This is a genomic window from Streptomyces sp. NPDC046860 (assembly GCF_040645115.1).
Classification (GTDB): domain Bacteria; phylum Actinomycetota; class Actinomycetes; order Streptomycetales; family Streptomycetaceae; genus Streptomyces.
In genome coordinates this window covers 165,655-190,666 of record NZ_JBEYXQ010000005.1, presented here as the reverse complement: position 1 = coordinate 190,666, position 25,012 = coordinate 165,655, and the positions used below count along the sequence as shown (strand labels likewise).

The window sequence follows — 25,012 nt, the reverse complement described above, 5'->3', positions numbered from 1 at the left end:
GTATGACCTCTGGGACAGGGGGTCCGTGCCAGATGTTCGCTGCGTCACACGGGATAACCTGCTTTGGCGCACAGTAGTCCACCTCTTGACCAACGGGCGAGTAACCGCAGGCCAGAAGGGCCATTGTTCACGTACACCGCACACCTCTACCCTTGATCGCCATGGCTTCCACACCCGCCCGGGGCCCCCGGACCGACGGCACCGCGGGCGCCCGCGGCACCCGCGTTCATGTGATCAGCGACGTGCACGGCAACGCCCGTGACCTCGCACGGGCCGGGGAGGGCGCCGACGCGCTGATCTGCCTCGGCGACCTCGTGCTCTTCCTCGACTACGCCGACCACTCGCGCGGGATCTTCCCCGACCTGTTCGGCGCCGAGAACGCCGACCGGATCGTCGAGCTGCGCACCGCCCGCCGCTTCGAGGAGGCCCGCGCCTTCGGACGGAAGCTGTGGGCCGGGATCGGCGCCGACCGGGACGCCGCCATCGAGCAGGCGGTGCGCCGCCAGTACGCCGAGATGTTCGCCGCGTTCCCCACCCCGACCTACGCCACCTACGGCAACGTCGACATGCCCCCGCTGTGGCGCGAGTTCGCCGGGCCCGGCACCACCGTGCTGGACGGCGAGCGGGTGGAGATCGGCGGCCGCGTCTTCGGCTTCGTCGGCGGCGGCCTGCGCACCCCGATGCTCCCCCAAGCTCTCAGCTCCGTTCGAGCAGGGGGGACCCCCATCCCGTACGAGATCGACGACGAGGAGTACGCGGCGAAGATCGAGGCCGTCGGCGAGGTGGACGTGCTGTGCACCCACATCCCGCCGGAGGTGCCCGAACTGCTGTACGACACCGTCGCCCGGCGCTTCGAGCGCGGCAGCCGCGCCCTGCTGGACGCCATCCGGCGCACCCGGCCCCGCTACTCCCTCTTCGGCCACGTCCACCAGCCGCTCGCCCGCCGGATGCGCGTCGGCGCGACCGAGTGCGTGAACGTGGGGCACTTCGCCGGGACGGGCCGGCCGTGGGTGCTCGAGTGGTGAAGCGGCCGGGACGCCGCACCGGGGTGACGGCGCGGCCAGGGCGGCGCGGTAGCCTTCACGCTGCACACACGTGCGCACCCCGCGCGTGAGAGAACGTTCTTCGGCCGCATCTGGAGGAGCCACGGCGATGGCGGAACACACCAGTTCGAGCATCACGATCGAGGCGGCCGCGGCCGATGTCATGGCGGTGATCGCCGACTTCTCCCGCTACCCGGACTGGACCGGCGAGGTGAAGGAGGCCGAGGTCCTGGAGACCGACGGCCGGGGCCGCGCCGAGGAGGTCCGCCTCGTCATGGACGCGGGCGCCATCAAGGACGACCAGACCCTCGCCTACACCTGGACCGGCGAGCACGAGGTCTCCTGGACCCTGGTGAAGTCCCAGATGCTCCGCTCCCTGGACGGCAGCTACCTGCTCAAGCCCGCGGGAGCCAAGGCCACCGAGGTCACCTACCGCCTCACGGTCGACGTCAAGATCCCCATGCTCGGCATGATCAAGCGCAAGGCTGAGAAGGTCATCATCGACCGCGCGCTGGCGGGTCTGAAGAAGCGCGTCGAGACGGGTTCCTGACACCCGCCCGCCGTCCCGGGCCGGCGCCGGCCGCCCCGGCGCGCGGCACGGGAGGCGTCCGGGCTCCGTTACCGTTCAGCCTCATGCGTACCCTCCTGATCACCGGGCCGGGCGGCAGTGGCCGCACCAGCGTCGCCGCCGCCACCGGGCTGGCCGCCGCCCGCACGGGCGCCCGGGTGCTCGTGCTCGGCGCCGACCGGGCCGACACGCTCGGCGCGGCCCTCGGCACGGTGACGGGACCCGCGCCCACCGAGGCCGCCGAGAACCTCACCGTCTGGCGCCCCGACGCGGGCGCACGCTTCCGCGAGGACCTCACCGCCTTTCAGGACCGCGCCGCCACCGTGCTCGACCTGCTCGGCGCCTCCCGGCTGGAGGCCGAGGAGGTCACCCCGCTGCCCGGCGCCGAGGAGCTGTCCCTCCTGCGCGCCCTGCGCGACGCCGCCCTCTCCGAGCGCTACGACCTGCTCGTCGTGGACCTCCCCCCGCTGCCGCAGGCCCTCGGCCTGCTCGCCCTGCCCGAGGAGCTCCGCCGCTACCTGCGCCGCCTCCTGCCGCCCGAGCGCCAGGCGGCCCGCGCCCTGCGCCCCGTCCTCGGCCGCCTCGCCGGGGTCCCCATGCCCGCCGACTGGCTGTACGAGACGGCCGCCCGCTGGGACCTCGAACTCGCCGCCGTCGAGGCCGTCGTCGCCGACCGGAACACCACCGTGCGCCTGGTCGCCGAACCCGGCCCGGCCGGGGACGACGCCGTACGCGCCGCCACGCTCGGCCTCGCCCTGCGCGGGCTGCGCACCGAGACCGTGATCGCCAACCGCGTCCTGCCCGAGTCCGCCGACGGCACCTGGCTCGCGGACCTGGCGGCCCAGCAGCGCAAGGCCGTCGCCGACTGGTCCGGGACGTACGACGTGCACACCGTCCCCCACCTCGGCCACGACCCGCGCGGCACCGACGACCTCACCGCGCTCGCCCCGCCCGGCGCCGGCCCCGCGCCCGACCCCGTCCAATGGCCCGTCACCGACCGGCTCGCCGAGGACGGCACCCTGGTCTGGCGCCTCCCGCTGCCCGGCGCCGCGCGGGACGACCTCGACCTGATCCGGCGCGGCGACGAACTCGTCGTCACCGCCGGACCCTTCCACCGGATCGTCCCCCTGCCCTCCGCGCTGCGCCGCTGCACCGTCGCCGGAGCCGCGCTCGCCGACGGCGAGCTGAGCGTCCGGTTCGCACCCGATCCCGCCCTGTGGCCCGCCGCGGGACGGTGAACGGACACCCCCGTTCGGGTAACGTCGAAGACGCGAACCGTAGTCAGGAGCCCGCCATGAGCGAAGAGCGCCCCGCACCCGAATCCGGGACCCCCGAGGAGCCGCTGGACCCGCGGCAGTCGCACGGCTTCGACGCCGACGCCTGGGCCACCGCGACCGCCGAGGACCTCGCCGCCGAGAAGGAGCGCCGCCGGGGCACCGGCACCCCGCCCCCCGGCACCGCCGCCGAGGAGCTGCGCCGGCTCATGGACACCGTGGCCGACAAGCTCTCCGGCCTGCAGTCCCCGCTGCTCGGCGCCGTCGCCGGACCCGCCGCCCAGCAGGCGGTGCGCCAGATGGTCCAGCAGGCCAAGGCCGCCGTCGAGCCGGTCGTCGAACGCAACCCCCAGGTCTTCGACCACCTCGCCGCCGCGGGCAGCGAGCTGCTCGCCGCGTACCGCTCCGCCGTCCAGGCCCAGGAGCAGCGCTGGACCGCCGGCGGCCCCACCCCGCCCCCGGCCGACCCCCCGTCCACCGGCCGCCGCGACCCCGGCGAGGGCACCGGGCCGGGAGAGCGCATCGACCTGGACTGACGGTCTGTCCCGGTGGGGCCTCGGGTACCGTTGGGCCTAGCGGGGCTCGACCGGAACTGAGGGATTCATGGGACTCACCATCGGCGTCGACATCGGCGGCACCAAGATCGCGGCCGGCGTGGTCGACGAGGAAGGCAACATCCTCTCGACCTTCAAGGTGCCGACCCCCAGCACGCCCGAGGCCATCGTGGACGCCATCGCCTCGGCCGTGGAGGGCGCGCGTGCCGGACACGACATCGTCGGCGTGGGCATCGGTGCGGCCGGCTACGTGAACCGGCAGCGCTCGACCGTGTACTTCGCGCCCAACATCGACTGGCGCCAGGAGCCGCTCAAGGAGAAGGTCGAGGCCCGCGTGGGTCTCCCGGTGGTCGTGGAGAACGACGCCAACGCGGCCGCCTGGGGCGAGTACAAGTTCGGCGCGGGCAAGGGCCACCGCAACGTCATCTGCATCACCCTCGGCACCGGCCTGGGCGGCGGCATCATCATCGGCAACAAGCTGCGCCGCGGTCACTTCGGCGTGGCCGCCGAGTTCGGCCACATCCGGATGGTCCCGGACGGCCTGCTGTGCGGCTGCGGCTCGCAGGGCTGCTGGGAGCAGTACGCCTCCGGCCGCGCCCTGGTCCGCTACGCCAAGCAGCGCGCCAACGCCACCCCGGAGAACGCCGAGATCCTGCTCGGCCTCGGCGACGGCACCCCCGACGGTATCGAGGGCAAGCACATCTCGGTGGCCGCCCGCCAGGGCGACCCGGTGGCCGTGGACTCCTACCGCGAGCTGGCCCGCTGGGCGGGCGCCGGCCTCGCGGACCTGGCCTCGCTGTTCGACCCCTCCGCGTTCATCGTGGGCGGCGGCCTCTCGGACGAGGGCGAACTGGTCCTCGACCCGATCCGCAAGTCCTACAAGCGCTGGCTGGTCGGCGGCAACTGGCGCCCGGTGGCCGACGTCATCGCGGCCCAGCTCGGCAACAAGGCCGGACTGGTCGGCGCGGCGGACCTGGCCCGGGAGCCCGACCCGGTCATGTAGACCGGGAGAGTGCACCGACTCAGGGGCGCGGGGAACGGTCCCCGCGCCCCGAGTAGGTTGATCACATGCCAACCCCGTTCCCCAACTCCCTTACGGAGTCAGACGGTTCCGCGGTCATCAGGGTCCTGAGCTACAACGTCCGCTCACTGAGGGACGACACCGACGCCCTGGCGCGAGTGATCGACGCCTGCGCCCCGGACGTACTCCTCCTCCAGGAAGCCCCCCGCTTCTTCCGCTGGCGCAAGAAACTGGCCCGCCTGGCCAGGGCCACCGGCCTCGTCCACCTGACCGGCGGAGCCACGGCGGCGGGCCCCGCCATCCTCTGCTCCCTGCGGGCCACGGCCGAGCACACCGAGGACGTCCTGCTGCCCCTCACCCCCGGCCAGCACCGAAGGGGCCTGGCCACCGCGGTCGTCCGCTTCGGCGGGGCCCGGCTGGGACTGGTGAGCTGTCATCTGGGCCTTCAGAAGGCCGAACGCCAGGCGCACGCCGCCCTGCTCCTCGAACGGCTGCGCGCACTGGGCGTGGACCACGCGGTGATCGGCGGCGACCTCAACGAGGGCCCGGCGGGCCCCGCCTTCGCCCTGCTCGCCGAGGCCCTCCAGGACGGCGCGGCCGTAACCCCCTGCGGCGGTACGGACACCTTCCCGGCCACGGCCCCCGCCCGCCGTATAGACGCCGTGCTCGCCACCGGGGGCGTCGAGGTGCTCGCCTGCGGGGTGCCCGCCGAACTGCCCGGCGTCACCGGGAACGACCTGAGGGCGGCCACGGACCACCTTCCGGTCCTGGCCGCCCTCAGAATCCCGGCGGGGGCGTAGTACCGCTCAGACGACGGCCCCCCGGCCGGGGCCGTCGTCGCCGTCGTCCTCGTCCGTGCGCATCCGCGCCACCAGGGTGACGAAGCCGCCCAGGAAGCCGCCGATGGAGAGCGTCGTCAGCCACCAGGTCATCTCCCAGCCCAGCAGCACGGCGAGCAGCAGCAGGACGGGCCCGCCGACCACCCCGAGCCAGGCGAACTTGGCGGTGGTGTCGGCGACGGGCAGCGGCGGCGGCTCGGGGGGTACGAAGTGGCCCTCGTCGTCCTCGCCGTCGTCCCCGTCGGCCCCGGCGTCCTTGCCCTCGGGCTCCGCGGGCGAATGGTCGCGCGGGCCGACCCCGGGCGCGAAGGTGACCGAGCTGCCCAGCGGCCCCGCGGGCGCGGCCTTCTCCGGGCCGGTCCCGGCCTTCTCGCTCTCGTCCTCTTCCTCGCCCTCGTCCCCGGCCCCGTTCCCGTCCGGCTCGGGGTACTTCTCCAGCAGGGCGAGGTCCTCGATGGCGCGGAAGGGCCGGGAGCCGGGCGGGTCCGGCGGCTCGTCGCCGTACCCCGCGACGATGGCCCGCCAGGCGGCGTCCTCGTCGAAGGGCGTGCCCGGCTCGTCCGGGTCGCGGCCCTCGCGGCCGGAGTCGTGCTCAGCCAACGGGGGCCGTCCCTTCCTCGCCGACACGGGGCGCGAGCCGGTCGACGAAGGCGAGGCTCTCCTCGACGATCCGGTCCGCGTCATGGTCCAACGTCGCTACGTGGTAACTCTGTTCCAGCACGCTCTCGGTTACGTCCGTGGAGGACACCCGGCTCAGCACGCGCGCCGAATCGGCCGGCGGGACCACATGGTCCACGGCACTGCGCAGCAGCAGCAACGGCTGCGTGACCTGCGGCAGCTCACCGTCCACCAGGCGCAGGAACCGGCGCAGGGAGTGCGCGGCGTGCAGCGGGACCCGGTCGTAGCCCAGCTCCGTCGTGGCGTCCTTGGCGATGTCGCTGGCGATGCCCTTCGTGGAGGGCACCAGGTGCCGCACCACCGGCAGGGCGTGTGCGGCGAGGCCGTGCACCCGGTTGGCCGGGTTGACGACGATCACCCCGGCGACCCGCTCGCCGTGCCGGGCGGCCAGCCGCAGCGCCAGCGCGCCGCCCATCGACAGTCCCGCGACGAACACCTGCCCGCAGCGCTCGGAGAGCTGCCACAGCTCGCGGTCGACCTGGGCGTACCAGTCCTCCCAGCCGGTGGCCCGCAGGTCCTCCCAGCGGGTGCCGTGACCGGGCAGGAGGGGCAGCGAGACCGACAGGCCGTGCGCGGCGAGGCGCTGTGCCCACGGGCGCAGCGACTGGGGCGAGCCGGTGAAGCCGTGGCAGAGGAGGACCCCCACCTCCCCGCCGTCGTGGCGGTACGGCTCGGCTCCGGGAAGGACCGGCACCTTTGGTGCTCCTGTTCCGGTATGGGGACGTATGAGGAGTGCGGCAATGGCGGATCTGCTTCACCGTACGCGACCGCACCGCCACCGACCAGGGTCGTCGGAGCCTTTGGCGGCGGTCCGGGTTAAGGTCTGTTCGACGGAAACGGGAGGCACGCGGGTGTTGTACGGCACGATGAAGGTTGCCATCGGGGGGCCGCTGAAGGTCGCCTTCAGACCCTGGGTCGAGGGGCTGGAGAACATCCCGGCCGAGGGGCCCGCCATCCTGGCGAGCAATCACCTGTCCTTCTCGGACTCGTTCTTCCTGCCCACGATGCTGGACCGCAAGGTCACGTTCATCGCCAAGGCGGAGTACTTCACCACCCCCGGGGTCAAGGGACGGCTGACGGCCGCCTTCTTCAAGGGCGTCGGGCAGCTCCCCGTCGACCGCTCCGGCGCGCGCGGTGCGGGAGAGGCCGCGATCAAGAGCGGGATAGAGGTGCTGCAGCGCGGTGAGCTGTTCGGCATCTACCCCGAGGGCACCCGCTCGCCCGACGGCCGCCTCTACCGGGGCAAGCCCGGCGGTCTGGCCCGCGTGGCGCTGGCCACCGGCGCGCCGGTCATCCCGGTGGCGATGATCGACACCGAGAAGATCCAGCCGCCCGGCAAGGTGATGCCGAAGCTGATGCGGCCGGGTATCCGGATCGGCAAGCCGCTGGACTTCAGCCGCTACCACGGCATGGACCACGACCGGTTCGTGCTGCGGGCCGTGACCGACGAGGTCATGTACGAGATCATGAAGCTCTCGGGCCAGGAGTACGTGGACATCTACGCGACCGCCGCCAAGCGGCAGATCGCGGAGGCGGCCAAGGCGGCGAAGGAAGCCGGCAAGGCCGAGAAGGCGGAGAAGGCCGGGGCGTAGCGCGCCCGGCTCGGGGGAGGCGGGGGCGGGCGTGGCCAAGGGCGGGAAAGTCCTGCGGATGTCGGTCGAGCTGCCGCTGTGGCGCGCGCTCACCGGCTACCGCGTCCTGACGATGCTGTACGCGATCGGCCTGGGCGCCACCGCCTACGGCCACTTCGTCCGCCCCTGGCTCGCCCTCGCCTACTACGCCCTGCTGGTCCTCTGGACGCTCGCCACCGTGACCCGGGTGACCAGCGCGGCCCGCTGCACCCGGCGCTTCCTGGCGGCCGACCTGACGGTGGCCGTCCTCGGCATCCTGCTCACCCCGTTCGCCGACGACCCGCACCGGATCGCCGGCGGCGGTCCCACCCTGCCGTCGATCTGGACGGCGGGCGCGGTCCTGGCCTTCGCCCTGAAGGGAGGCTGGCGCTGGGCGGCCGCCGCCTCCACGGCGGTCGCCGCGGCCAACCTGGTCGAACGGGGCGCCCCGGCGCGCGACACCGTGCACAACGTGATCCTGGTCTGGGTCGCCGCCATCGCCATCGGCTACGTCGTCGAGGTGGCCCGCGCTTCCGAGCGCACCCTCGCCCGCGCCCTGGAGATCGAGGCCGCCACCCGCGAACGCGAGCGCCTCGCCCGGGACATCCACGACGGCGTGCTCCAGGTGCTGGCCATGGTGCAGCGGCGCGGCGCGGTCATCGGCGGCGAGGCGGCCGAGCTGGGACGGCTCGCCGGGGAACAGGAGGTCGCCCTGCGCACCCTGGTCTCCGGCGGCATGGTCCCCGCCCGCCGCATCCCGGACGACGGGACCCCCGCCGACACCGGCCCGCTCGACCTGCGCTCCCTGCTCGCCCCGTACGCCGGGTCGAGGGTGAGCCTGGCCGAGCCCGGAGCGCCGGTCACGCTGGAGGCGACGGCGGCGCGGGAGCTGGCGGCCGCCGTCGGGGCGGCGCTGGACAACGTGCGCCGGCACGCGGGCGAGGAGGCCCGCGCCTGGATTCTGGTCGAGGACGAGCCCGACACGATCATCGTCACCGTCCGCGACGACGGCCCCGGCATCCCCGAGGGCCGGCTCGCGCGCGCCGAGGGCGAGGGCCGGCTCGGGGTGGCCCAGTCGATCCGGGGACGCCTGCGCGACCTCGGCGGCGGCGCGGAGGTGATCTCCGTGCCCGGACAGGGCACCGAGGTCGAGCTGACGGTACCGAAGAGCGCCCGGAAGGCGCGGGGGAAGGCGGAACGGTGATGACCGAGCAGGACCCGATCAAGGTGATGGTGGTCGACGACCACCCCATGTGGCGCGACGCGGTCGCCCGCGACCTGGCCGAGTCCGGGCTGCGGGTCGTCGCCACCGCGGGCGACGGCGAGCAGGCGGTGCGCCGCGCCAAGGCCGCCGCCCCCGACGTGCTGGTGCTCGACCTCAACCTGCCCGCCAAGCCCGGTGTGCAGGTCTGCAAGGAGCTCATCGCCCACGACCCGTCCCTGCGCGTCCTGGTGCTCTCCGCCAGCGGCGAGCACGCCGACGTGCTGGAGGCCGTGAAGTCGGGCGCCACCGGCTATCTGCTGAAGTCGGCGTCCACCGGTGAGCTGCTGGACGCGGTGCGCCGTACCGCCGCCGGCGACCCCGTGTTCACCCCGGGCCTGGCCGGACTGGTCCTCGGCGAGTACCGGCGGCTGGCCGCCGAGCCCGCCCCCGCGCCCGATGCGGGCGCCCCGGGCGCGCCCCGGCTCACCGACCGGGAGACCGAGGTGCTGCGCCTGGTCGCCAAGGGCCTGAGCTACAAGCAGATCGCGGAACGCCTGGTCATCTCGCACCGCACGGTCCAGAACCACGTCCAGAACACCCTGGGAAAGCTCCAGCTCCACAACCGGGTGGAACTGGTGCGGTACGCCATCGAGCGGGGCCTGGACGACGACTGATTCACCGGATTCGCCCTCCCCACCTCGTTCTGTGACCTGTATCACCCTTACGGTGGCTGGGTCGGGAACCGCGGCGAAGGGACGGACCATGCGCGTGGGAGTACTGACCGGGGGCGGCGACTGTCCGGGCCTCAACGCCGTCATCCGGGCCGTCGTCCGCAAGGGCGTGCAGGAGTACGGCTACGACTTCACCGGCTTCCGGGACGGCTGGCGCGGTCCGCTGGAGGGCCGGACCGTCCCGCTGGACATCCCCGCCGTGCGCGGCATCCTCCCGCGCGGCGGCACCATCCTCGGCTCCTCGCGCACCAACCCCCTCAATGCGGAGGACGGGGTGCGCCGGGTCCGGGAGAACCTCGCCGAACAGGGCATCGACGCGCTGATCGCCATCGGCGGCGAGGACACCCTCGGCGTAGCCGCCACGCTCTACGAGGAGCACGGCGTGCCCTGCGTGGGCGTGCCCAAGACCATCGACAACGACCTGTCCGGCACCGACTACACCTTCGGCTTCGACACCGCCGTCAACATCGCCACCGAGGCCATCGACCGGCTGCACACCACCGCCGAGTCCCACATGCGGGTGCTGGTCTGCGAGGTGATGGGCCGGCACGCGGGCTGGATCGCGCTGCACTCCGGGCTCGCCGGCGGCGCCAACGTCATCCTCATCCCCGAGCACCGCTTCGACCTGGACGAGGTGTGCGGCTGGATCACCTCCCGCTTCGAGGCGGCGTACGCCCCGATCGTCGTCGTCGCCGAGGGGGCGATGCCGAGGGAGGGCGAGATGGTGCTCAAGGACGAGTCGCACGACTCCTTCGGGCACGTGAGGCTGTCGGGGGTGGGGGAGTGGCTGGCCAAGCAGATCGAGAAGCGCACGGGCAAGGAGGCCCGCACCACCGTGCTCGGGCACGTCCAGCGCGGCGGCACCCCGAGCGCCTTCGACCGCTGGCTCGCCACCCGTTTCGGGCTGCACGCCATCGACTGCGTCCATGACGGCGACTTCGGCAAGATGGTCGCCCTCCAGGGCACCCGCATCGAGCGCATCCCGATCTCCGAGGCGACCGCCGAGCTGAAGACGGTCGACCCGGAGCTGTACGCGGAGGCCGGGGTGTTCTTCGGCTGACCGCCGTCCGGCTACGAGCCGGTGCGCGCCGCCAGCAGACCCGAGACCAGCTCCCGCACCAGAGTGGCCCCGTCGACGGTGAGCACCGACTCCGGGTGGAACTGCACCGAGGCGAACCGTCCGGACCGCAGCGCGTGCACCTCGCCGTCCCCGCCGCGGCTCACCTCGACCCCGTGCGCGGCCAGCTCGCGCGCCGCGTCGTCGTCGCAGCGGGCCACGAAGCTGTTGTAGAAGCCGACCGTCTCCGCCCGCCCGAACAGGTCGATCACGGTCTGCGCCCCCTGGTACGGCACCCGCTTGCGGACGATGTCCAGCCCCAGCTCCGCCGCGATCAGCTCGTGGCCGAGGCACACCCCGAGCACCCCGTGCCGGTGCTCGCGCAGCACGGTCGCCGTCAGCTCCCGCAGAATCCGCATCTTCGGATCGGCCGCGTCCGAGGGGTCACCGGGGCCGGGGCCCAGCACCACCGGGCCCTCGTGCGCCCGCACCGCCTCCGCGAGGTCCGGCTCGTCGAAGCGCCGTACGGTCACCTCCAGGCCGCCCGAGCGCAGCACGTGCGCCAGCATCGCGGTGAAGGTGTCCTCGCCGTCGACGACCAGCGCGTGCGCGCCCAGCGGGGCGGCCGGCTCCCGCATCCGCAGCCAGAACGGCGCCAGCGCCGACCGGCGCCCGTCCAGCGCGGCCCGCACCCTCGGGTCGTCCGCCAGCCGGGGCCGCTCCCGCTCCTCGCGCGGCCGGGCCGGGCGCACCCCGAGCGCGGCCAGCACGCCCGCCGCCTTCGCGTGGGTCTCCGCCACCTCGCCGGCCGGGTCCGAGCCGCGCACCAGCGTCGCGCCCACCGGCACCCTCAGCCGGCCGTCGGCGGTGATGTCCGCGGTGCGGATCAGGATGGGGGAGTCCAGGGTCCGGGCGCCCCCGGCGTCCCGGCCGAGCAGGGCGAGCGCGCCCGCGTAGTAGCCGCGCCCGGTGGGCTCGTACCGCTCGATCACCCGGCAGGCGTTCTGCACCGGGGAGCCGGTGACGGTCGCGGCGAACATGGTCTCGCGCAGCACGTCCCGCACGTCCAGCGAGGTCTTCCCGCGCAGCTCGTACTCGGTGTGCGCGAGGTGGGCCATCTCCTTCAGCCGGGGGCCGATCACGACTCCGCCCCGGTCGCCGACGGTGCACATCATCTTCAGTTCCTCGTCGACGACCATGGACAGCTCCTCGGTCTCCTTGGCGTCGGCGAGGAAGTCCAGCAGGTGCTCCGGGGTGGGCCCCCCGTCGGGATAGCGGTACGTCCCGCTGATCGGGTTCATCACCACCGTGCCGCCGGACATCCGCACATGGACCTCGGGACTCGCCCCGACCAGCGTCCGGTCCCCGGTGTGCACCACGAACGTCCAGTACGCGCCCCGCTCGCCCGCCAGCAGCCGCCGGAACAGCGCGAGCGCGTCGGCGCGGGAGAAGCCCGGGATCTCGCCCTGGTAGGTGCGCCGGATCACGAAGTTGGCGCCCTCGCCCCGCCCGATCTCCTCGCGCAGCACCCGCCCGACGATCTCCCCGTACTCCTCGTCGGGCAGGTCGAAGCCGCCGTCCTCGACCCGTACGGCGTGCGCGGGCAGGGTCTGAAGCGCCCGCGCGAGCGGGACCTCGCGGGTCTCCTCGGGGTGCAGCACCAGCAGCGGGGTGCCGTCGTCGCGGACGTCGAAGCCGCGCTCGCGGATCTGCCGGAACGGGATCAGCGCCAGCCCCTCGTCGGGCAGCCCGGCCAGCTCCTCGTGGGTGGTGACCGGGCCGAGCAGCACCTCCACCGTGGAGGCGTCCCGGCCGGGGGTGCGGCGGTGCAGCAGGGCGAAGGGGCGGTCGCCGTCGGCGAGACGGGCCAGGTCGGTGGGGTCGATGGCGCCGGTGGGGCCGGTGGGGTTCATGTGCGTCCTCTTGCGTCGGTCCAGGAAACGGGACGGCGGACGCCGGTCGAGGAAACGACCCCGGAAAACACCGAAGGCCGCCCTCGGGCGGCCTTCGCGCGGAAAATCTTGGGATGTGCGCAGTCAGCGGGCCGCCGGAGGAGCGGTCCACCACCAGTTCTGGGTCGTCTGCGCGAACATGCCACGACTGTAACCCATCGGCCGGTCCCGGCGCGGCGCGATGCGTCCACATGGCAGTCACGCCGTCTCATCCTTCGAGCCGGATCGGGAGCACCCTCCGCGACCCCGTAATGTTGGGAGCGTGACCGTGAACGCTGATTCCCGAGCCGTGGCCGCCGAGGCGACCTGGCGAGACCTGCCCGCGGCGCAGCAGCCCGAATACCCGGATACCGAGGCTCTGCGCGAAGTGATCGCGGAGCTTTCGACCTATCCGCCGCTCGTCTTCGCGGGCGAGTGCGACCAGCTGCGCGCCCGTCTGGCGGCCGTCGCCAAGGGGGAGGCGTTCCTGCTCCAGGGTGGCGACTGCGCCGAGTCCTTCGACGGCGTGGGCGCCGAGCACATCCGGGCCAAGGTCAAGACGATCCTGCAGATGGGCGCCGTGCTGACGTACGCCGCGTCCGTGCCGGTGGTCAAGGTCGGCCGGATCGCGGGCCAGTACTCCAAGCCGCGCTCCAAGCCCACCGAGACCCGCGACGGCGTGACCCTGCCGGTGTACCGGGGCGACTCCGTCAACGGCTTCGACTTCACCGAGAAGAGCCGCCTGCCCGACCCCGAGCGGCTGAAGCGGATGTACCACGCCTCCGCCTCCACGCTGAACCTGGTGCGCGCCTTCACCACCGGCGGCTACGCCGACCTGCGCCAGGTGCACGCCTGGAACCAGGACTTCGTGAAGTCCTCGCCCTCCGGCCAGCGCTACGAGCAGCTCGCCCGCGAGATCGACAACGCGCTGAACTTCATGCGGGCCTGCGGCGCGGAGCCGGAGGAGTTCAAGACCGTCGAGTTCTTCTCCTCGCACGAGGCGCTGCTGCTGGACTACGAGACGGCCCTGACCCGGGTCGACTCCCGCACCGGCCACCTCTACGACGTCTCCGGCCACATGGTGTGGATCGGCGAGCGGACCCGGCAGATGGACGGCGCGCACATCGAGTTCGCGTCCAAGATCCGCAACCCGATCGGCATCAAGCTCGGCCCGACCACCACGGCCGAGGACGCGCTGCGCTACATCGACCGTCTCGACCCCGACCGGGAGCCGGGCCGGCTGACCTTCATCGTCCGCATGGGCGCCGACAAGATCCGGGACAAGCTCCCCGAGCTGGTCGAGAAGGTCACGGCGTCCGGCGCGACGGTGGCCTGGGTGACCGACCCGATGCACGGCAACACCTTCGAGGCGGCCTCGGGCCACAAGACCCGCCGCTTCGACGACGTGCTCGACGAGGTCAAGGGCTTCTTCGAGGTCCACAAGGGCCTGGGCACCCACCCGGGCGGCATCCACGTGGAGCTGACCGGCGACGACGTCACCGAGTGCGTGGGCGGCGGCGACGAGATCTTCGTCGACGACCTGCACCAGCGCTACGAGACGGCCTGCGACCCGCGGCTGAACCGCAGCCAGTCGCTGGACCTGGCGTTCCTCGTGGCGGAGATGTACCGGGACCAGTGAGGTCCGGGCCGCCCGTGCGGCTGTCCCGAGCGTGAAGTAGGGCGCGGATCACATGCGATCCGCGCCCTTCCGCTTCCCCGCCCCCCGACCCTTGGGTTAGGTTAGGTTTGCCTCACCGAAATCCGGTGACGGCGACACGGCGATCTCGTCGGGAGGTGGACCGGGTGTTCGTCTGCAGTTGCTTCGGAGTCACCGAGCAGCAGGTCAAGCAGCACGCCCAGGACGGCGCCTGCACCCCGCGCCAGATCGCCTCCGCCTGCAAGGCCGGCACCGACTGCGGCGGCTGTGTCCGCCGCATCCAGGCCCTGCTGGGCCGCGGCGCCTGCCCGCGCCGTGAGCAGGTCGCGCAGCGGCCGCCGGTGCTCCTCGCCTCCGCCGTGGAAGCGCCCGTACGGCGCCTCGGCGACGCGGCCTGACCGCTCGCCTCAGCCCGCGACGTCGGGCTGGACCTGCTCGATCACCGTCGAGAGGTAGAGCGCCTCGCCCAGCTTCTCGATCAGGTCGAGCTGGGTCTCCAGGTAGTCGATGTGGTGCTCCTCGTCGGCGAGGATCGCCTCGAAGACGTTCGCCGAGGTGATGTCCCCCTTGGCGCGCATGATCTCCACGCCCCGGCGCAGCCGGTCGATGGCCTCCACCTCGATCTGCCGGTCCGCCCGGAACATCTCCGTCACCGTCTGGCCGACCGAGACGTGGAAGAGCCGCTGGTAGTTGGGGAGTCCGTCCAGCATCAGGATGCGGTCGGTCAGGGCCTCCGCGTGCCGCATCTCGTCGAAGGACTCGGCCCTCGTGTACTTGGCGAGCTTCGTCCACCCCTTGTGGTCCTGGAGCTTGGCGTGCAGGAAGTACTGGTTGATCGCGGTGAGCTCGGCGGTGAGCTGTTCGTTGAGCAGCTCGATGACCTCGGGGTCGCCTGACATCGGGTTGGACTCCTTCCGGGCATTCCTGGCTGATGCTGCCGCATGATTCCACCGGCACCCCTGGCCGTCCAGTAAGTACATGCTTAGTAGTCAATGCCGGAATTGTCGCGTGCTGGTCGGATGCACCCCGCCGGGTCTGTCAGGATGGAGGCATGGGTCATCCGGTGGAACGCGCGTCTGGGACGGGGGCAGGAGCGGATCTACCGCCGGGGCAGCGGCTCCAGCGCGGCTGGCCGGTCACGCACTACGGGCCCGTCCCCAAGTTCCGCCCCGAGCGCTGGGACTTCCGGGTCTTCGGCGCCACCGCCGACGGCGACAAGCGGTCCTGGACCCACGAGGAGTTCACCGCGCTGCCGTACGCCACCGTCGTGGCCGACCTGCACTGCGTGACGAAGTTCAGCATGCTCGGCGCGGAATGGGGCGGCGTGCCCGCCCGCGCCATCCTCGACCTGGCGCCGCCCGCGCCCGGGGTCACGCATGTGATGGTGTGGGCCGAGTACGGCTTCAGCGCCAACCTCCGGCTGTCCGACTTCGAAGGCGACGGCACGATCTTCGCCATCCACAAGGACGGCGAACTCCTCACCGCCGAACACGGCTTCCCGGCCCGCCTGATCGTGCCCCACCTGTACGCCTGGAAGGGGCCCAAGTGGGTCCGGGGCGTGGAGTACATGACCGCCGACCGCAGGGGCTTCTGGGAGCAGCGCGGCTACCACAACGTCGGCGACCCCTGGAAGGAACAGCGCTACTCCTACCAGGAGGAGCCGGGGGACGGCCCCGAGCTGTAGCTCAGCCGTCCCGGAGCCGCTTGAGCCGGGCCACGTCCGCCGCGTGCCCCTCCTTGCCGCCGGGGGTCTCGATGACCAGCGGGACGCCCGCCGTGGCCGGATGGGCCATCAGGGCGCGGAACGGCTCCTCGCCGATGTGGCCGGAGCCGATGTTCTCGTGGCGGTCCTTGTGCGCGCCCGCCACGTCCTTGGAGTCGTTGGCGTGGATCAGCTTCAGCCGTCCCTCGCCCACCGTCCCCACCAGCAGATCGAGGGTCTGCCGCATGCCGTCCGGGCCGGTCAGGTCGTGCCCGGCCGCGTAGATGTGGCAGGTGTCCAGGCAGACGCCGAGCTTCGGATGGGCGTCCAGCGCCTCGAAGTACGGGCCGAAGTCCCAGGTCCGCGAGCACAGCGAGAAGCCCTGTCCGGCCGTCGACTCCAGCAGCAGGAACGGGTCGTCGTCGTGGGTCAGCTCCTCCAGCAGCGGCAGCATGTGCTCGCGCACCTGCTTCAGCGCCGCCTCGCGCGGGCGCCCGCCCGTCGCGCTGCCGGTGTGCACCACCACCCCGAGCGCGCCGATCTCCCGCCCGCGCCGCAGGGAGTGCCGCAGCGACTGAACCGACTTCTCCACCGTCGCCTCGGTGTGCGAGCCGAAGTTGATCAGGTACGGGGCGTGCACGTAGGCCGGGACGGACTCCTCGGCGCAGGCCGCCCGGAACGCCTCGTCCTGGGCCGGGTTCCCGGCCGGCGTGGCCCAGCCGCGCGGGTTGGCCACGAAGACCTGCACGGTCTCCGCCTTCAGGTCACGGGCGTACGGCAGTCCCGTCGTGTGCAGCCCGCCGGCCACCGGCACATGCGCGCCGACGGGGTTGCGGAGGGTACCGGGGACGGTGGCGGGAGCGGCGGGGGACGGCTGGAGAGTCACCCGTTCAGGGTGTCACGCCGCCCCGCGCCCCCGGACCGGCGGCCGCGGTGAGACCGGTCACCGGACGGCGATCCGGTCACCGGATGGTGATCGTGACCTCCGAGCCCTTGGGCGCCTCGTCGCCGCCCGCCACCGACTGCTTCTTCACCTTGTCGCCGAACAGCCCCAGCAGCCCCCGGTCCTCGTGGACCTGGAAACCGGCCGCCTCCAGCTTCTGGTGCGCCTCGTCCACGCTCGACCCGACCACGTCCGGGACCTTCACCATCTCCGGGCCCTTGGACAGCGTCAGCGTCACCGTGTCGCCCTCGGCGCCCTGGCCGCCCGCTTCCGGCGACTGGAAGGCGACCTGGCCCTTGTCGTAGTCGGAGTTCACGCGCTCGGCCGCGATCCTGACCTTCAGACCGGCCTCGGTCAGGTCCTGGCGCGCGGTCTCGGCGTCCTCGCCGCTGACGTCCGGGATGTCGACGGGGGCGCCCTTGCTGACGACCAGGGCGATCGCCGAACCGGCGCGCCGCTCGGTGCCCGCCTCCGGTGTCGTACCGATCACCGAGCCCCGGGCGACCTCGTCGCTGAACTCGCGCGTGACCATCCCCGGCTCCAGGCCGGCCGTCTTCAGTCGCGCCCGCGCCCGCTCCAGCGGCTCGCCCGCGACCCTGGGCACCGAGACCGAGCGCGGGCCCAGCGAGACGGTCAGCCCCACCGAGGCGTTGCCCCGGACGCGGGAGCCCGCCGACGGGTCGGAGCTGATGACCGTGCCCCGGTCCACGGTGTCGCTGTAGGCGCGCTCGATCCTGCCCACGTCCAGCCCCGCCGACCTCAGCCGCTGTTCCGCCTGGTCCTGGGTCCGCGTCATCACCGGCGGCACCTTGGTGAACTGGCCCGAGTTGATGTACCAGACCCCGCCGCCCACGCCGAGGAACACCAGCACCGCGGCCACGAGCGTCAGCAGCCCGCGGCGGGGCCGCGACCGCGACCCGGCGCGCCGGGACGGCGGCGCCTCCACGTCGGTCGTGTGCAGCACGCTCGTGACGTCCCGGCCGTCGTCGCCGTCGACCGGCAGCGGCCGGACAAACGTCAGCGAGCGCGGGATCACGCTCGTACGGTCGTCGCCGTTGTCGTGGGCGGTGGACAGCGCCTGCGGCGGCAGCGCGTCGAGCTGCTCCCCGGTCAGCGAGCCCCGGACCCGCAGCACCTCGCCGAGCAGCGCGGCCGCGTCCGCGGGCCGCACCTGCGGGGTGCGGGCGGTCGCGGCGGCCACCAGCTCGTCCAGCTCGTACGCCAGCCCCGGCACCAGCGCCGAGGGCGGGGGCACGTCGTCGTGCAGGTGCTTGTAGAGGATCTGGGCGGGGGAGTCCCCGGAGTGCGGCTTGGCGCCGGTCAGCATCTCGTGGAGGACGACACCGCAGGCGTACACGTCCACGCGCGGGTCGGCGGTGCCCTGCTCGATCTGCTCCGGGGCCAGGTAGGACACCGTGCCGAGGACCGAGCCCGTGGTGCTGGTGACCGTGTCCACCGAGCGCACCAGACCGAAGTCGGCGACCTTCACCCGGCCGTCGTCCCCTATCAGCACGTTCTCCGGCTTCATGTCCCGGTGCACGAACCCCGCCCGGTGGGCCGCGCCCAGCGCGGCCAGCACCGGCTCCAGGATGTCCAGGGCGGCCCTGGGCATCAGCGCGCCCCGCTCGCGCAGCACGTCGCGCAGGGTGCACCCGGCGACGTACTCCATCGCCAGATAGACGTACCCGCCGTCGGTGCCCTGGTCGAAGACCTGCACCACATTGGGGTGGGAGAGCCGGGCGACCGACTTGGCCTCGCGGATGAAGCGGTCGACGAAGCCGCCGTCGGCGGCCAGCGCCGGATGCATCACCTTGAGCGCCAGGACCCGGTCGAGCCGGATGTCCAGGGCCCGGTAGACGGTCGCCATGCCGCCGACGGCGATCCGCGCCTCGACGCGATAGCGGCCGTCGAGCACCTGGCCGAGGAGAGGGTCCGAGAGGGTCATATCCACGCGGGCGAGTCTACGAGGGGTGCGCGGCGGCGGCGCCCGCTGCGCCGTCCGGGTGAGCGACCGCAGCAGAGCTGTGACCGTCCCGCGAGGTGAACGCCGGCCGCTCGGGATCGAGGTCCGCGCGCCCCTCGGCGGGCGACGACGCCCGCGCGAAATGGCGGCGCGGGATGCGTCCGGCCAGGCGTGCCAGGTGTCCCGCGCGCACCGCGTGCCGCATCGCCGTCGCCATCGTCTCGGGGTCCTGCGCCCGGGTGACGGCCGAGGCGAGCATCACACCCGCGCACCCCAGTTCCATCGCCAGCGCCACGTCGGACGCCGTGCCCGCCCCGGCGTCCAGGATCACCGGCACGTGGGACTGCTCCACGATCAGCTCGAAGTTGTGCGGGTTGCGGATGCCGAGCCCGGAGCCGATCGGGGAGCCCAGCGGCATCACGGCCGCGCAGCCCACGTCCTGGAGCCTCCTGGCCAGCACCGGGTCGTCGTTGGTGTACGGCAGCACGGTGAAGCCGTCGTCGACCAGTGTCTCGGCCGCGTCCAGCGTCTCCACCGGGTCCGGCAGCAGCGTCCGCTCGTCGGCCACCACCTCCAGCTTCACCAGAGGGGTCCCGAGCGCCTCGCGGGCCAGCCGGGCGGTCAGCACCGCCTCACCGGCGGTGAAGCAGCCCGCGGTGTTGGGCAGCACACGGATGCCGAGCCTCTCCAGCACCGACAGCACCGAGCCGTGCGCGCCGGGGTCGACCCGGCGCATCGCCACCGTGGTCAGTCCGGTCCCGGACGCGATCAGCGAGCGCTCCAGCACGGCCAGGCTGGGCGCCCCGCCGGTGCCCATGATCAGCCGGGAGTCCAGGGTCAGGTCGCCGAGGACCAGGGGTTCGCCGGTCATCGTCAGCCTCCCTGCACGGCGGTGAGGACCTCGACCCGGTCGCCCTCGGCGAGGCCGGTCTCGGCCCACCGGGTGCGCGGGACGACGGTCTCGTTGACGGCGGCGGCCACCCCGGAGGGCGCGGGGGTCAGGACGCGTACGACGGCGTCCAGGGCGGTGCCGGGCGCCACCTCGCGGCGCTCGCCGTTGACGGAGATGTTCATGCGGAGTGCTCCAGGTTCGGGGAGGGGGCGGCGAAACGGCGCGGCGAGAACGGGCGGGCCACCTCGGGCACCCCCGCGCCGCACAGGACGTCCGCCATGACGTCCCCGGTGACGGGCGTGAGCAGCACGCCGTTGCGGTGGTGCCCGGTGGCCAGCAGCAGGCCGTCGAGGCCCGTGGGGCCGAGCATCGGGGCGTTGTCGGGGGAGCCGGGGCGCAGTCCGGCCAGGGTCTCGGTGAGCGGCAGCTCGGTGATGCCGGGCACCAGCTCATGGGCGTCGCGCAGCAGCTCGTACACCCCGCCCGCCGTCACCGTGGTGTCGAAGCCCTGCTCCTCGCTGGTCGCGCCGACCACCAGCTCGCCGTTCTCGCGCGGCACCAGGTACACCGGCCCGCCGCGCACCACGGCCCGCACGGTGCGGCTCAGGAACGGCCGGTACCGGGGCGGCACGGTGAGCCGCAGCACCTGCCCCTTCACCGGGCGCACCGGAGGCACGAACGCCTCGGGCACCCCCTCCAGCCGGCCGCTCAGGCAGCCGCCCGCCAGCACCACCTGCCCGGCGCCCAGCGAGGTGCCGTCCGCCGTGGTGACCCCGGTGGCCCGGTCGCCGGACACGTCCAGCCGGGCGGCCCGGGTGCGGTGGAAGGCCACCCCGGCCCGCTCGCAGGCGGCGAGCAGCGCGGCCGCCAGCCGCCGGGGGTCGATCTGGTGGTCCCCGTCGGCCCGCAGCCCACCGCGCACACCGGGCGCCAGCATCGGCTCCAGGCGCCGGCACTCCCGCCCGGACAGCCACTCGGAGTCCAGCCCGCAGCGGAGCTGGAGTTCGTGCACCTCACGGAGCTGGGCGCGGTCGTCGGTGTCGAAGGCGACCGCGAGGGTGCCCGAGCGGCGGTGGCCCAGGTCGTGGCCGGTGGCCTCGGCCAGCTCGGCGGCGAAGCCGGGATAGCGGCGGGCGGAGGCCAGGTTCAGCGCGAGCAGCCCCTCCTCGCCGTGGTGCAGCTCGGTGACGGCGGCCAGCATCCCGGCCGCGACCAGCGCGGCCCCGCCGCCGGGCTCGGGGTCCACGACGGCGACGGCCAGCCCCCGCCCGGCCGCGCGCCAGGCGGTGACCAGGCCGATGATCCCGCCCCCGATGACCAGGACGTCCGGCGCACCGGACGGTTCGGACGTACGTGACGGCATGGGCGTCTCGCCCCTCCCTTCGCCGGCATGACCCGGATCAGGTTCGTACGGTCGGAGGCCGCCAGCCTCCCTCTCAGCCCGGTGCGTCCAGGCTCCCGCGAGTGCAGTTACGGTGGCCAGCCTAGCCGCCCGCCCAGCTCAGCCATAAGGGAGCCGACCCATGCCCCGCTCGCTCGACGGACTCACCCTCGCCCCCGTGGCGGACCAGGCGCCCGGCCAGGTGGGCACCGGCACCCGGTTCGACTACCACGAGCGGGACGGGCGGATCTGGGCCGAGTACGCGGGCGGTGACATCGCGCGCGGCCACCTCGTCGGCACCCGCGCCGGGGACCGGCTGGACTTCCGGTACGTGCAGCTGGGGCACGACGGCACCACAGCCTCCGGGCACTGCCTCTCCACGGTGGTGGCACTGCCCGACGGGCGGCTGCGGCTGGAGGAGGCGTGGGAGTGGGAGTCCGGCCCCGGCGCCGGGACCAGCGTGGTCGAGGAGATCGCGGGCACCCGCACTGCCTGACGGGCCGTCACGGACTTAAGGTGACTCGAGTGAGCGAGCAGACGCCCCAGGAGGGCACGGCACGGGAACGGCGCGTGGTCGTCGTCGGCGCGGGCATGGCCGGGGTGCAGACCGCGGTCGCCCTGCGCGAACAGGGCTTCACCGGGCCCGTCACGCTGATCGGCGCCGAGCCGCACCAGCCCTACGACCGGCCCCCGCTGTCCAAGGCGATCCTCCTCGGCGCCGCCGAGGGCTCCGCCTTCGACGTGGACTTCGCCTCGCTCGACATCGACCTCCGGCTCGGCTGCGAGGCGCTCGGCGTGCGCCCCGCCGACCACGAACTGGACACCGCCGCGGGCCCCGTCCCGTACGACGTGCTGGTGCTGGCCACCGGCGCCGAACCGATGCGGCTGCCCGGCACCGACGAGACACCCGGTGTGCACCTGCTGCGCACCCTGGACGACGCCGAACGGCTGCGCCCGGTGCTCGCCCGGCAGCACGACGTGGTGGTCGTCGGCGCGGGCTGGATCGGCGCCGAGTTCGCCACCGCCGCGCGCGAGGCGGGCTGCGCGGTGACCGTCGTCGAGGCCGCCGGCCGCCCGCTGGCCGGCGCCCTGCCCGCCGAGGTCGCCGCCCCGATGGCCGCCTGGTACGCCGACGCCGGCGTCACCCTGCGCACCGGCGTGCGGGTGGCGGCCGTCGAGCCCGGCGCGGTGGTGCTGGACGACGGCACGCGGCTGCCGTCGGGCGCCGTCGTCGTCGGCATCGGCGCCCGCCCCGCCACCGGCTGGCTGGCCGGTTCCGGCATCGCCCTCGGCGACCTGGGCGAGGTCCTGGCCGACGACCGGCTGCACACCTCCGCGAAGGACGTGTACGCGGTCGGGGACTGCGCCTCCTTCCCCTCCGCCCGCTACGCCGAGCGGCTGCTCGTCCACCACTGGGACAACGCCCTGCAGGGCCCCCGCACGGTCGCCGCGGACATCCTGGGCGCGGAGGCGGCCCCCTACGACCCGGTGCCGTACTTCTGGTCCGAGCAGTTCGGGCGGTTCGTCCAGTACGTGGGTCACCACGCGGCGGCCGACCGCACGGTGTGGCGCGGCGACCCGGCCGACCCCGCCTGGACCGTGTGCTGGCTGCGCGAGGACCGCCTGGTCGCCCTCCTCGCGGTGGGCCGCCCGCGCGACCTCGCCCAGGGCAGACGGCTCATCGAGGGGGGCCGCCGGATGGACGCCGAGGCCCTGACCGACCCCGCGCTGCCGCTGAAGCAGGCTGTCATCGACTAGCCGCCGCGGAGCGGCCCGACTACCGGCTGTCGGTGGGGGATGGCAGGCTAGGACTCGTGACCGAGATTGACACCAAGATCGACGCTCTTGTCCCCGCCTGGCTCACCCTGCCCGACATCGCCGAAATGCTCGACGTCGAGGTGACGCGTGTACGGCAGCTGGTCAAGGAGGGCCAAGTCATCGCCGTACGCCGCGGTGAGAACCGGGCGCTGCACGTCCCCGCCGCCTTCATCGACGAGGACAAGGTCGTCAAGGGCCTCACCGGAACCCTGACGCTCCTGCGGGACAACGGGTTCACGGACGAAGAGATGATCGAATGGCTCTTCACCCCCGACTCCTCCCTGCCCGGCACCCCCGCGCAGGCCCTCAGCGAGAACCGCGGCACGGAGGTGAAGCGCCGCGCCCAGGCGCTGGCCGGCTGACCCGGCACACGTGAGGACGGCGCACCGGCCCATGCCGGGCGCCGTCCGCCCGCACCGCACATCCACGCCGAACACCGGGGGAAGTACCGCATGCCCGACACCGCCCGCCTCGCCGACGCCCGGCTCTACCTCTGCACGGACGCCCGCAGGCGGCAGGGCGACCTCGCCGAGTTCCTGGACGCGGTCCTGGCCGGCGGTGTGGACATCGTCCAGCTGCGCGACAAGGGCATGGAGGCCGCCGAGGAGCTCGCCCACCTGGAGATCCTCGCCGACGCCTGCGCGCGGCACGGCAAGCTGCTCGCGGTCAACGACCGGGCCGACGTCGCCCACGCCGCCGGAGCCGGTGTGCTCCACCTCGGCCAGGGCGATCTGCCGGTACCCGCCGCCCGCGCGATCCTCGGCGAGAAGGTGCTGATCGGCCGCTCCACGCACTCCGAGGCGGAGGCCGCGGCGGCCGCCGTCCAGGACGGCGTGGACTACTTCTGCACCGGCCCCTGCTGGCCCACCCCCACCAAGCCCGGCCGCCACGCCCCCGGCCTCGGCCTGGTCCGGTACACCGCCGGTCTCGGTACCGAGCGCCCCTGGTTCGCCATCGGCGGGATCGACCTGGCCAACCTCGGCCAGGTGCTCGACGCGGGCGCCCGCCGGGTCGTCGTGGTCCGCGCGCTCACCGAGGCCGACGACCCGGGTGCCGCCGCGGCCGAGTTCGCCAAGCGGCTGCGCGAGGTCTGAGCGGCTCTTCGGCCCCGTCCGCGTCCCAAGGGGTGGACAGGCGCCCGGCAATTCGGCCAAATCGCCGGTGCCCGGTTGGGTCACCGGCCACCCGTGGCTAACCTGCGGGTATGGCCCTTGGAACCGCATCCACCAGGACTGATCGCGCCCGGACCGTCCGGGACATCCTCGCCACCGGCAAGACGGCGTTCTCCTTCGAGTTCTACGCGCCGAAAACCCCGCAGGGCGAGCGGAACCTGTGGAACGCGCTGCGCCGGGTCGAGGCCGTCGCACCCGACTTCGTCTCCGTCACCTACGGCGCGGGCGGCACCACCCGGGCCACCACGGTCAAGGAGACCCAGCAGATCGTCGTCGACACGACGCTCACCCCGGTCGCCCACCTCACCGCCGTCGACCACTCGGTGGCCGAACTGCGCAACATCATCGGCCAGTACGCCGACGCCGGCATCCGCAACATGCTCGCCGTGCGCGGCGATCCGCCCGGCGACCCGATGGGCGACTGGGTCGCGCACCCCGAGGGGCTGACCTACGCGGCCGAACTGGTGCGCCTCATCAAGGAGTCGGGCGACTTCTGCGTGGGCGTCGCCGCCTTCCCGGAGATGCATCCGCGCTCCGCCGACTGGGACACCGACGTCTCCCACTTCGTCGACAAGTGCCGCGCGGGGGCCGACTACGCCATCACGCAGATGTTCTTCCAGCCCGAGTCCTACCTCCGGCTGCGCGACCGGGTCGCGGCCGCGGGTTGCGAAACCCCCGTCATTCCCGAGATCCTGCCCGTCACCAGTGTGAAGATGCTGGAGAGACTGCCGAAGCTGAGCAACGCCCTGTTCCCGCCCGAGCTGAAAGACCGCATCCTCGCGGCGAAGGACGATCCGGCGGCGGTACGCTCCCTGGGAATCGACTTCGCCACGGAGTTCTGCGCTCGGCTGCTGGCCGAGGGAGTGCCCGGACTGCACTTCATCACGCTCAACAACTCCACGGCGACGCTGGAAATCTACGAGAACCTGGGCCTGCACCACCCCCCGCGGGCCTAGACCGGCCGCACCGCTATA

At 73.3% G+C, this 25,012-nt stretch carries 27 protein-coding genes, 1 pseudogene and 1 riboswitch; of the genes and pseudogenes, 18 read left to right on the top strand and 10 right to left on the bottom strand.

Annotation, left to right across the window (positions count from 1 at the left end; all coding sequences use genetic code 11):
- Positions 1–161 precede the first annotated feature (161 nt).
- The 6 genes from ABZ898_RS10085 to ABZ898_RS10060 all read left to right on the top strand — a co-directional run bounded on the left by ABZ898_RS10085 (position 162) and on the right by ABZ898_RS10060 (position 5,260).
- A complete protein-coding gene (locus tag ABZ898_RS10085) occupies positions 162–1,025 on the top strand; it encodes a metallophosphoesterase (protein ID WP_361655153.1) in 864 nt (287 codons plus the stop codon).
- A 127-nt stretch (positions 1,026–1,152) separates the two neighbouring features.
- Positions 1,153–1,593: an SRPBCC family protein gene (locus ABZ898_RS10080; protein WP_361655150.1), complete on the top strand. Its 441-nt coding sequence runs from the start codon at positions 1,153–1,155 to the stop codon at positions 1,591–1,593.
- Positions 1,594–1,676: 83 nt separating this feature from the next.
- Positions 1,677–2,849, top strand: coding sequence for an ArsA-related P-loop ATPase (locus tag ABZ898_RS10075; protein ID WP_361655147.1), 1,173 nt, complete (start codon positions 1,677–1,679; stop codon positions 2,847–2,849).
- A 56-nt stretch (positions 2,850–2,905) separates the two neighbouring features.
- Positions 2,906–3,421 carry a DUF5304 domain-containing protein gene (locus ABZ898_RS10070; protein ID WP_361655144.1) on the top strand — a complete coding sequence of 172 codons (516 nt, stop codon included), beginning with the start codon at positions 2,906–2,908 and terminating at the stop codon, positions 3,419–3,421.
- A gap of 67 nt (positions 3,422–3,488) precedes the next feature.
- Entirely contained in the window at positions 3,489–4,442 is a 954-nt protein-coding gene (locus ABZ898_RS10065; RefSeq protein ID WP_030810283.1) for an ROK family glucokinase, read from the top strand.
- Between the two features lie 65 nt (positions 4,443–4,507).
- The gene (locus ABZ898_RS10060) at positions 4,508–5,260 is read left to right on the top strand and encodes an endonuclease/exonuclease/phosphatase family protein (protein ID WP_361655141.1); all 753 of its coding nucleotides are present in this window, start codon (positions 4,508–4,510) and stop codon (positions 5,258–5,260) included.
- 6 nt (positions 5,261–5,266) lie between these two features.
- Here ABZ898_RS10060 and ABZ898_RS10055 read toward each other — a convergent pair whose 3' ends face one another.
- Positions 5,267–5,899 carry a hypothetical protein gene (locus tag ABZ898_RS10055; RefSeq protein ID WP_361655139.1) on the bottom strand — a complete coding sequence of 211 codons (633 nt, stop codon included), beginning with the start codon at positions 5,897–5,899 and terminating at the stop codon, positions 5,267–5,269.
- The gene (locus ABZ898_RS10050) at positions 5,892–6,671 is read right to left on the bottom strand and encodes an alpha/beta fold hydrolase (protein ID WP_361655136.1); all 780 of its coding nucleotides are present in this window, start codon (positions 6,669–6,671) and stop codon (positions 5,892–5,894) included. Before ABZ898_RS10050 ends, ABZ898_RS10055 begins: the two co-directional genes overlap by 8 nt.
- A gap of 160 nt (positions 6,672–6,831) precedes the next feature.
- Here ABZ898_RS10050 and ABZ898_RS10045 point away from each other — a divergent pair, with 160 nt between their 5' ends.
- The 4 genes from ABZ898_RS10045 to ABZ898_RS10030 all read left to right on the top strand — a co-directional run bounded on the left by ABZ898_RS10045 (position 6,832) and on the right by ABZ898_RS10030 (position 10,582).
- The gene (locus ABZ898_RS10045; protein ID WP_361655546.1) at positions 6,832–7,569 is read left to right on the top strand and encodes a lysophospholipid acyltransferase family protein; all 738 of its coding nucleotides are present in this window, start codon (positions 6,832–6,834) and stop codon (positions 7,567–7,569) included.
- A gap of 58 nt (positions 7,570–7,627) precedes the next feature.
- Complete coding sequence (locus ABZ898_RS10040) at positions 7,628–8,791, top strand: DUF5931 domain-containing protein (protein ID WP_361655133.1); 1,164 nt, start codon at positions 7,628–7,630, stop codon at positions 8,789–8,791.
- A complete protein-coding gene (locus ABZ898_RS10035; RefSeq protein ID WP_361655131.1) occupies positions 8,791–9,465 on the top strand; it encodes a response regulator transcription factor in 675 nt (224 codons plus the stop codon). The genes ABZ898_RS10040 and ABZ898_RS10035 overlap by 1 nt, the downstream gene beginning before the upstream one ends.
- Before the next feature lie 88 nt (positions 9,466–9,553).
- The gene (locus tag ABZ898_RS10030) at positions 9,554–10,582 is read left to right on the top strand and encodes a 6-phosphofructokinase (RefSeq protein ID WP_361655128.1); all 1,029 of its coding nucleotides are present in this window, start codon (positions 9,554–9,556) and stop codon (positions 10,580–10,582) included.
- Positions 10,583–10,593: 11 nt separating this feature from the next.
- Here the strand turns inward: ABZ898_RS10030 and ABZ898_RS10025 are convergent, their stop codons facing one another.
- Both ABZ898_RS10025 and ABZ898_RS10020 read right to left on the bottom strand, forming a co-directional pair.
- Positions 10,594–12,492: an anthranilate synthase family protein gene (locus tag ABZ898_RS10025; protein WP_361655125.1), complete on the bottom strand. Its 1,899-nt coding sequence runs from the start codon at positions 12,490–12,492 to the stop codon at positions 10,594–10,596.
- A gap of 123 nt (positions 12,493–12,615) precedes the next feature.
- Positions 12,616–12,672 (bottom strand): trp operon leader peptide, encoded by a 57-nt coding sequence (locus ABZ898_RS10020; RefSeq protein ID WP_361655543.1) that lies wholly within the window; start codon positions 12,670–12,672, stop codon positions 12,616–12,618.
- A 121-nt stretch (positions 12,673–12,793) separates the two neighbouring features.
- Between ABZ898_RS10020 and ABZ898_RS10015 the strand changes: the two genes are divergently transcribed.
- Both ABZ898_RS10015 and ABZ898_RS10010 read left to right on the top strand, forming a co-directional pair.
- Positions 12,794–14,149, top strand: a complete 1,356-nt coding sequence (locus tag ABZ898_RS10015) for a class II 3-deoxy-7-phosphoheptulonate synthase (protein WP_361655122.1) — start codon at positions 12,794–12,796, stop codon at positions 14,147–14,149.
- Between the two features lie 155 nt (positions 14,150–14,304).
- Positions 14,305–14,565, top strand: coding sequence for a (2Fe-2S)-binding protein (locus ABZ898_RS10010; protein ID WP_361655119.1), 261 nt, complete (start codon positions 14,305–14,307; stop codon positions 14,563–14,565).
- Between the two features lie 9 nt (positions 14,566–14,574).
- On the opposite strand, the gene bfr is transcribed toward ABZ898_RS10010, so the two are convergent.
- Positions 14,575–15,066: a bacterioferritin gene (gene bfr / locus ABZ898_RS10005; RefSeq protein WP_361655116.1), complete on the bottom strand. Its 492-nt coding sequence runs from the start codon at positions 15,064–15,066 to the stop codon at positions 14,575–14,577.
- Positions 15,067–15,218: 152 nt separating this feature from the next.
- On the opposite strand from bfr, the gene ABZ898_RS10000 reads away from it, so the two are divergent.
- Positions 15,219–15,851: a sulfite oxidase-like oxidoreductase gene (locus tag ABZ898_RS10000; RefSeq protein ID WP_361655113.1), complete on the top strand. Its 633-nt coding sequence runs from the start codon at positions 15,219–15,221 to the stop codon at positions 15,849–15,851.
- A 1-nt stretch (position 15,852) separates the two neighbouring features.
- On the opposite strand, the gene ABZ898_RS09995 is transcribed toward ABZ898_RS10000, so the two are convergent.
- The 5 genes and pseudogenes from ABZ898_RS09995 to thiO form a co-directional block, all read right to left on the bottom strand.
- Positions 15,853–16,755 (bottom strand): deoxyribonuclease IV, encoded by a 903-nt coding sequence (locus ABZ898_RS09995; RefSeq protein ID WP_361655111.1) that lies wholly within the window; start codon positions 16,753–16,755, stop codon positions 15,853–15,855.
- Between the two features lie 76 nt (positions 16,756–16,831).
- Positions 16,832–18,763 carry a Stk1 family PASTA domain-containing Ser/Thr kinase gene (gene pknB / locus ABZ898_RS09990; RefSeq protein ID WP_361655108.1) on the bottom strand — a complete coding sequence of 644 codons (1,932 nt, stop codon included), beginning with the start codon at positions 18,761–18,763 and terminating at the stop codon, positions 16,832–16,834.
- Between the two features lie 91 nt (positions 18,764–18,854).
- A pseudogene (locus tag ABZ898_RS09985) lies at positions 18,855–19,646 on the bottom strand (thiazole synthase); the annotation flags it as partial.
- A 2-nt stretch (positions 19,647–19,648) separates the two neighbouring features.
- Positions 19,649–19,849, bottom strand: a complete 201-nt coding sequence (thiS, locus tag ABZ898_RS09980) for a sulfur carrier protein ThiS (RefSeq protein ID WP_030810212.1) — start codon at positions 19,847–19,849, stop codon at positions 19,649–19,651.
- Positions 19,846–21,030: a glycine oxidase ThiO gene (gene thiO, locus ABZ898_RS09975; RefSeq protein WP_361655105.1), complete on the bottom strand. Its 1,185-nt coding sequence runs from the start codon at positions 21,028–21,030 to the stop codon at positions 19,846–19,848. The genes thiS and thiO overlap by 4 nt, the downstream gene beginning before the upstream one ends.
- Positions 21,027–21,139: riboswitch (TPP riboswitch) on the bottom strand. (Overlaps the previous gene by 4 nt.)
- A gap of 51 nt (positions 21,140–21,190) precedes the next feature.
- On the opposite strand from thiO, the gene ABZ898_RS09970 reads away from it, so the two are divergent.
- The 5 genes from ABZ898_RS09970 (at position 21,191) to metF (ending at position 24,994) form a co-directional block, all read left to right on the top strand.
- The gene (locus ABZ898_RS09970; RefSeq protein ID WP_361655102.1) at positions 21,191–21,544 is read left to right on the top strand and encodes a hypothetical protein; all 354 of its coding nucleotides are present in this window, start codon (positions 21,191–21,193) and stop codon (positions 21,542–21,544) included.
- A gap of 29 nt (positions 21,545–21,573) precedes the next feature.
- Positions 21,574–22,806: an FAD-dependent oxidoreductase gene (locus ABZ898_RS09965; protein ID WP_361655100.1), complete on the top strand. Its 1,233-nt coding sequence runs from the start codon at positions 21,574–21,576 to the stop codon at positions 22,804–22,806.
- A 56-nt stretch (positions 22,807–22,862) separates the two neighbouring features.
- A complete protein-coding gene (locus tag ABZ898_RS09960; protein WP_361655097.1) occupies positions 22,863–23,228 on the top strand; it encodes an Rv2175c family DNA-binding protein in 366 nt (121 codons plus the stop codon).
- 90 nt (positions 23,229–23,318) lie between these two features.
- A complete protein-coding gene (thiE, locus tag ABZ898_RS09955) occupies positions 23,319–23,960 on the top strand; it encodes a thiamine phosphate synthase (RefSeq protein ID WP_361655095.1) in 642 nt (213 codons plus the stop codon).
- Positions 23,961–24,070: 110 nt separating this feature from the next.
- Positions 24,071–24,994 (top strand): methylenetetrahydrofolate reductase [NAD(P)H], encoded by a 924-nt coding sequence (metF, locus tag ABZ898_RS09950; RefSeq protein ID WP_361655092.1) that lies wholly within the window; start codon positions 24,071–24,073, stop codon positions 24,992–24,994.
- The last annotated feature ends 18 nt before the right edge of the window (positions 24,995–25,012 follow it).

What these genes read in the sequence shown, in the direction of transcription:
- ABZ898_RS10085 (WP_361655153.1), top strand. Translation starts at nt 162, where the DNA reads ATGGCTTCCACACCCGCCCGGGGCCCCCGGACCGACGGCACCGCGGGC.
- ABZ898_RS10080 (WP_361655150.1), top strand. Translation starts at nt 1,153, where the DNA reads ATGGCGGAACACACCAGTTCGAGCATCACGATCGAGGCGGCCGCGGCC.
- ABZ898_RS10075 (WP_361655147.1), top strand. Translation starts at nt 1,677, where the DNA reads ATGCGTACCCTCCTGATCACCGGGCCGGGCGGCAGTGGCCGCACCAGC.
- ABZ898_RS10070 (WP_361655144.1), top strand. Translation starts at nt 2,906, where the DNA reads ATGAGCGAAGAGCGCCCCGCACCCGAATCCGGGACCCCCGAGGAGCCG.
- ABZ898_RS10065 (WP_030810283.1), top strand. Translation starts at nt 3,489, where the DNA reads ATGGGACTCACCATCGGCGTCGACATCGGCGGCACCAAGATCGCGGCC.
- ABZ898_RS10060 (WP_361655141.1), top strand. Translation starts at nt 4,508, where the DNA reads ATGCCAACCCCGTTCCCCAACTCCCTTACGGAGTCAGACGGTTCCGCG.
- ABZ898_RS10040 (WP_361655133.1), top strand. Translation starts at nt 7,628, where the DNA reads ATGTCGGTCGAGCTGCCGCTGTGGCGCGCGCTCACCGGCTACCGCGTC.
- ABZ898_RS10035 (WP_361655131.1), top strand. Translation starts at nt 8,791, where the DNA reads ATGACCGAGCAGGACCCGATCAAGGTGATGGTGGTCGACGACCACCCC.
- ABZ898_RS10030 (WP_361655128.1), top strand. Translation starts at nt 9,554, where the DNA reads ATGCGCGTGGGAGTACTGACCGGGGGCGGCGACTGTCCGGGCCTCAAC.
- ABZ898_RS10025 (WP_361655125.1), bottom strand. Translation starts at nt 12,492, where the DNA reads ATGAACCCCACCGGCCCCACCGGCGCCATCGACCCCACCGACCTGGCC.
- bfr (WP_361655116.1), bottom strand. Translation starts at nt 15,066, where the DNA reads ATGTCAGGCGACCCCGAGGTCATCGAGCTGCTCAACGAACAGCTCACC.
- ABZ898_RS10000 (WP_361655113.1), top strand. Translation starts at nt 15,219, where the DNA reads ATGGGTCATCCGGTGGAACGCGCGTCTGGGACGGGGGCAGGAGCGGAT.
- thiS (WP_030810212.1), bottom strand. Translation starts at nt 19,849, where the DNA reads ATGAACATCTCCGTCAACGGCGAGCGCCGCGAGGTGGCGCCCGGCACC.
- thiO (WP_361655105.1), bottom strand. Translation starts at nt 21,030, where the DNA reads ATGCCGTCACGTACGTCCGAACCGTCCGGTGCGCCGGACGTCCTGGTC.
- ABZ898_RS09970 (WP_361655102.1), top strand. Translation starts at nt 21,191, where the DNA reads ATGCCCCGCTCGCTCGACGGACTCACCCTCGCCCCCGTGGCGGACCAG.
- thiE (WP_361655095.1), top strand. Translation starts at nt 23,319, where the DNA reads ATGCCCGACACCGCCCGCCTCGCCGACGCCCGGCTCTACCTCTGCACG.
- metF (WP_361655092.1), top strand. Translation starts at nt 24,071, where the DNA reads ATGGCCCTTGGAACCGCATCCACCAGGACTGATCGCGCCCGGACCGTC.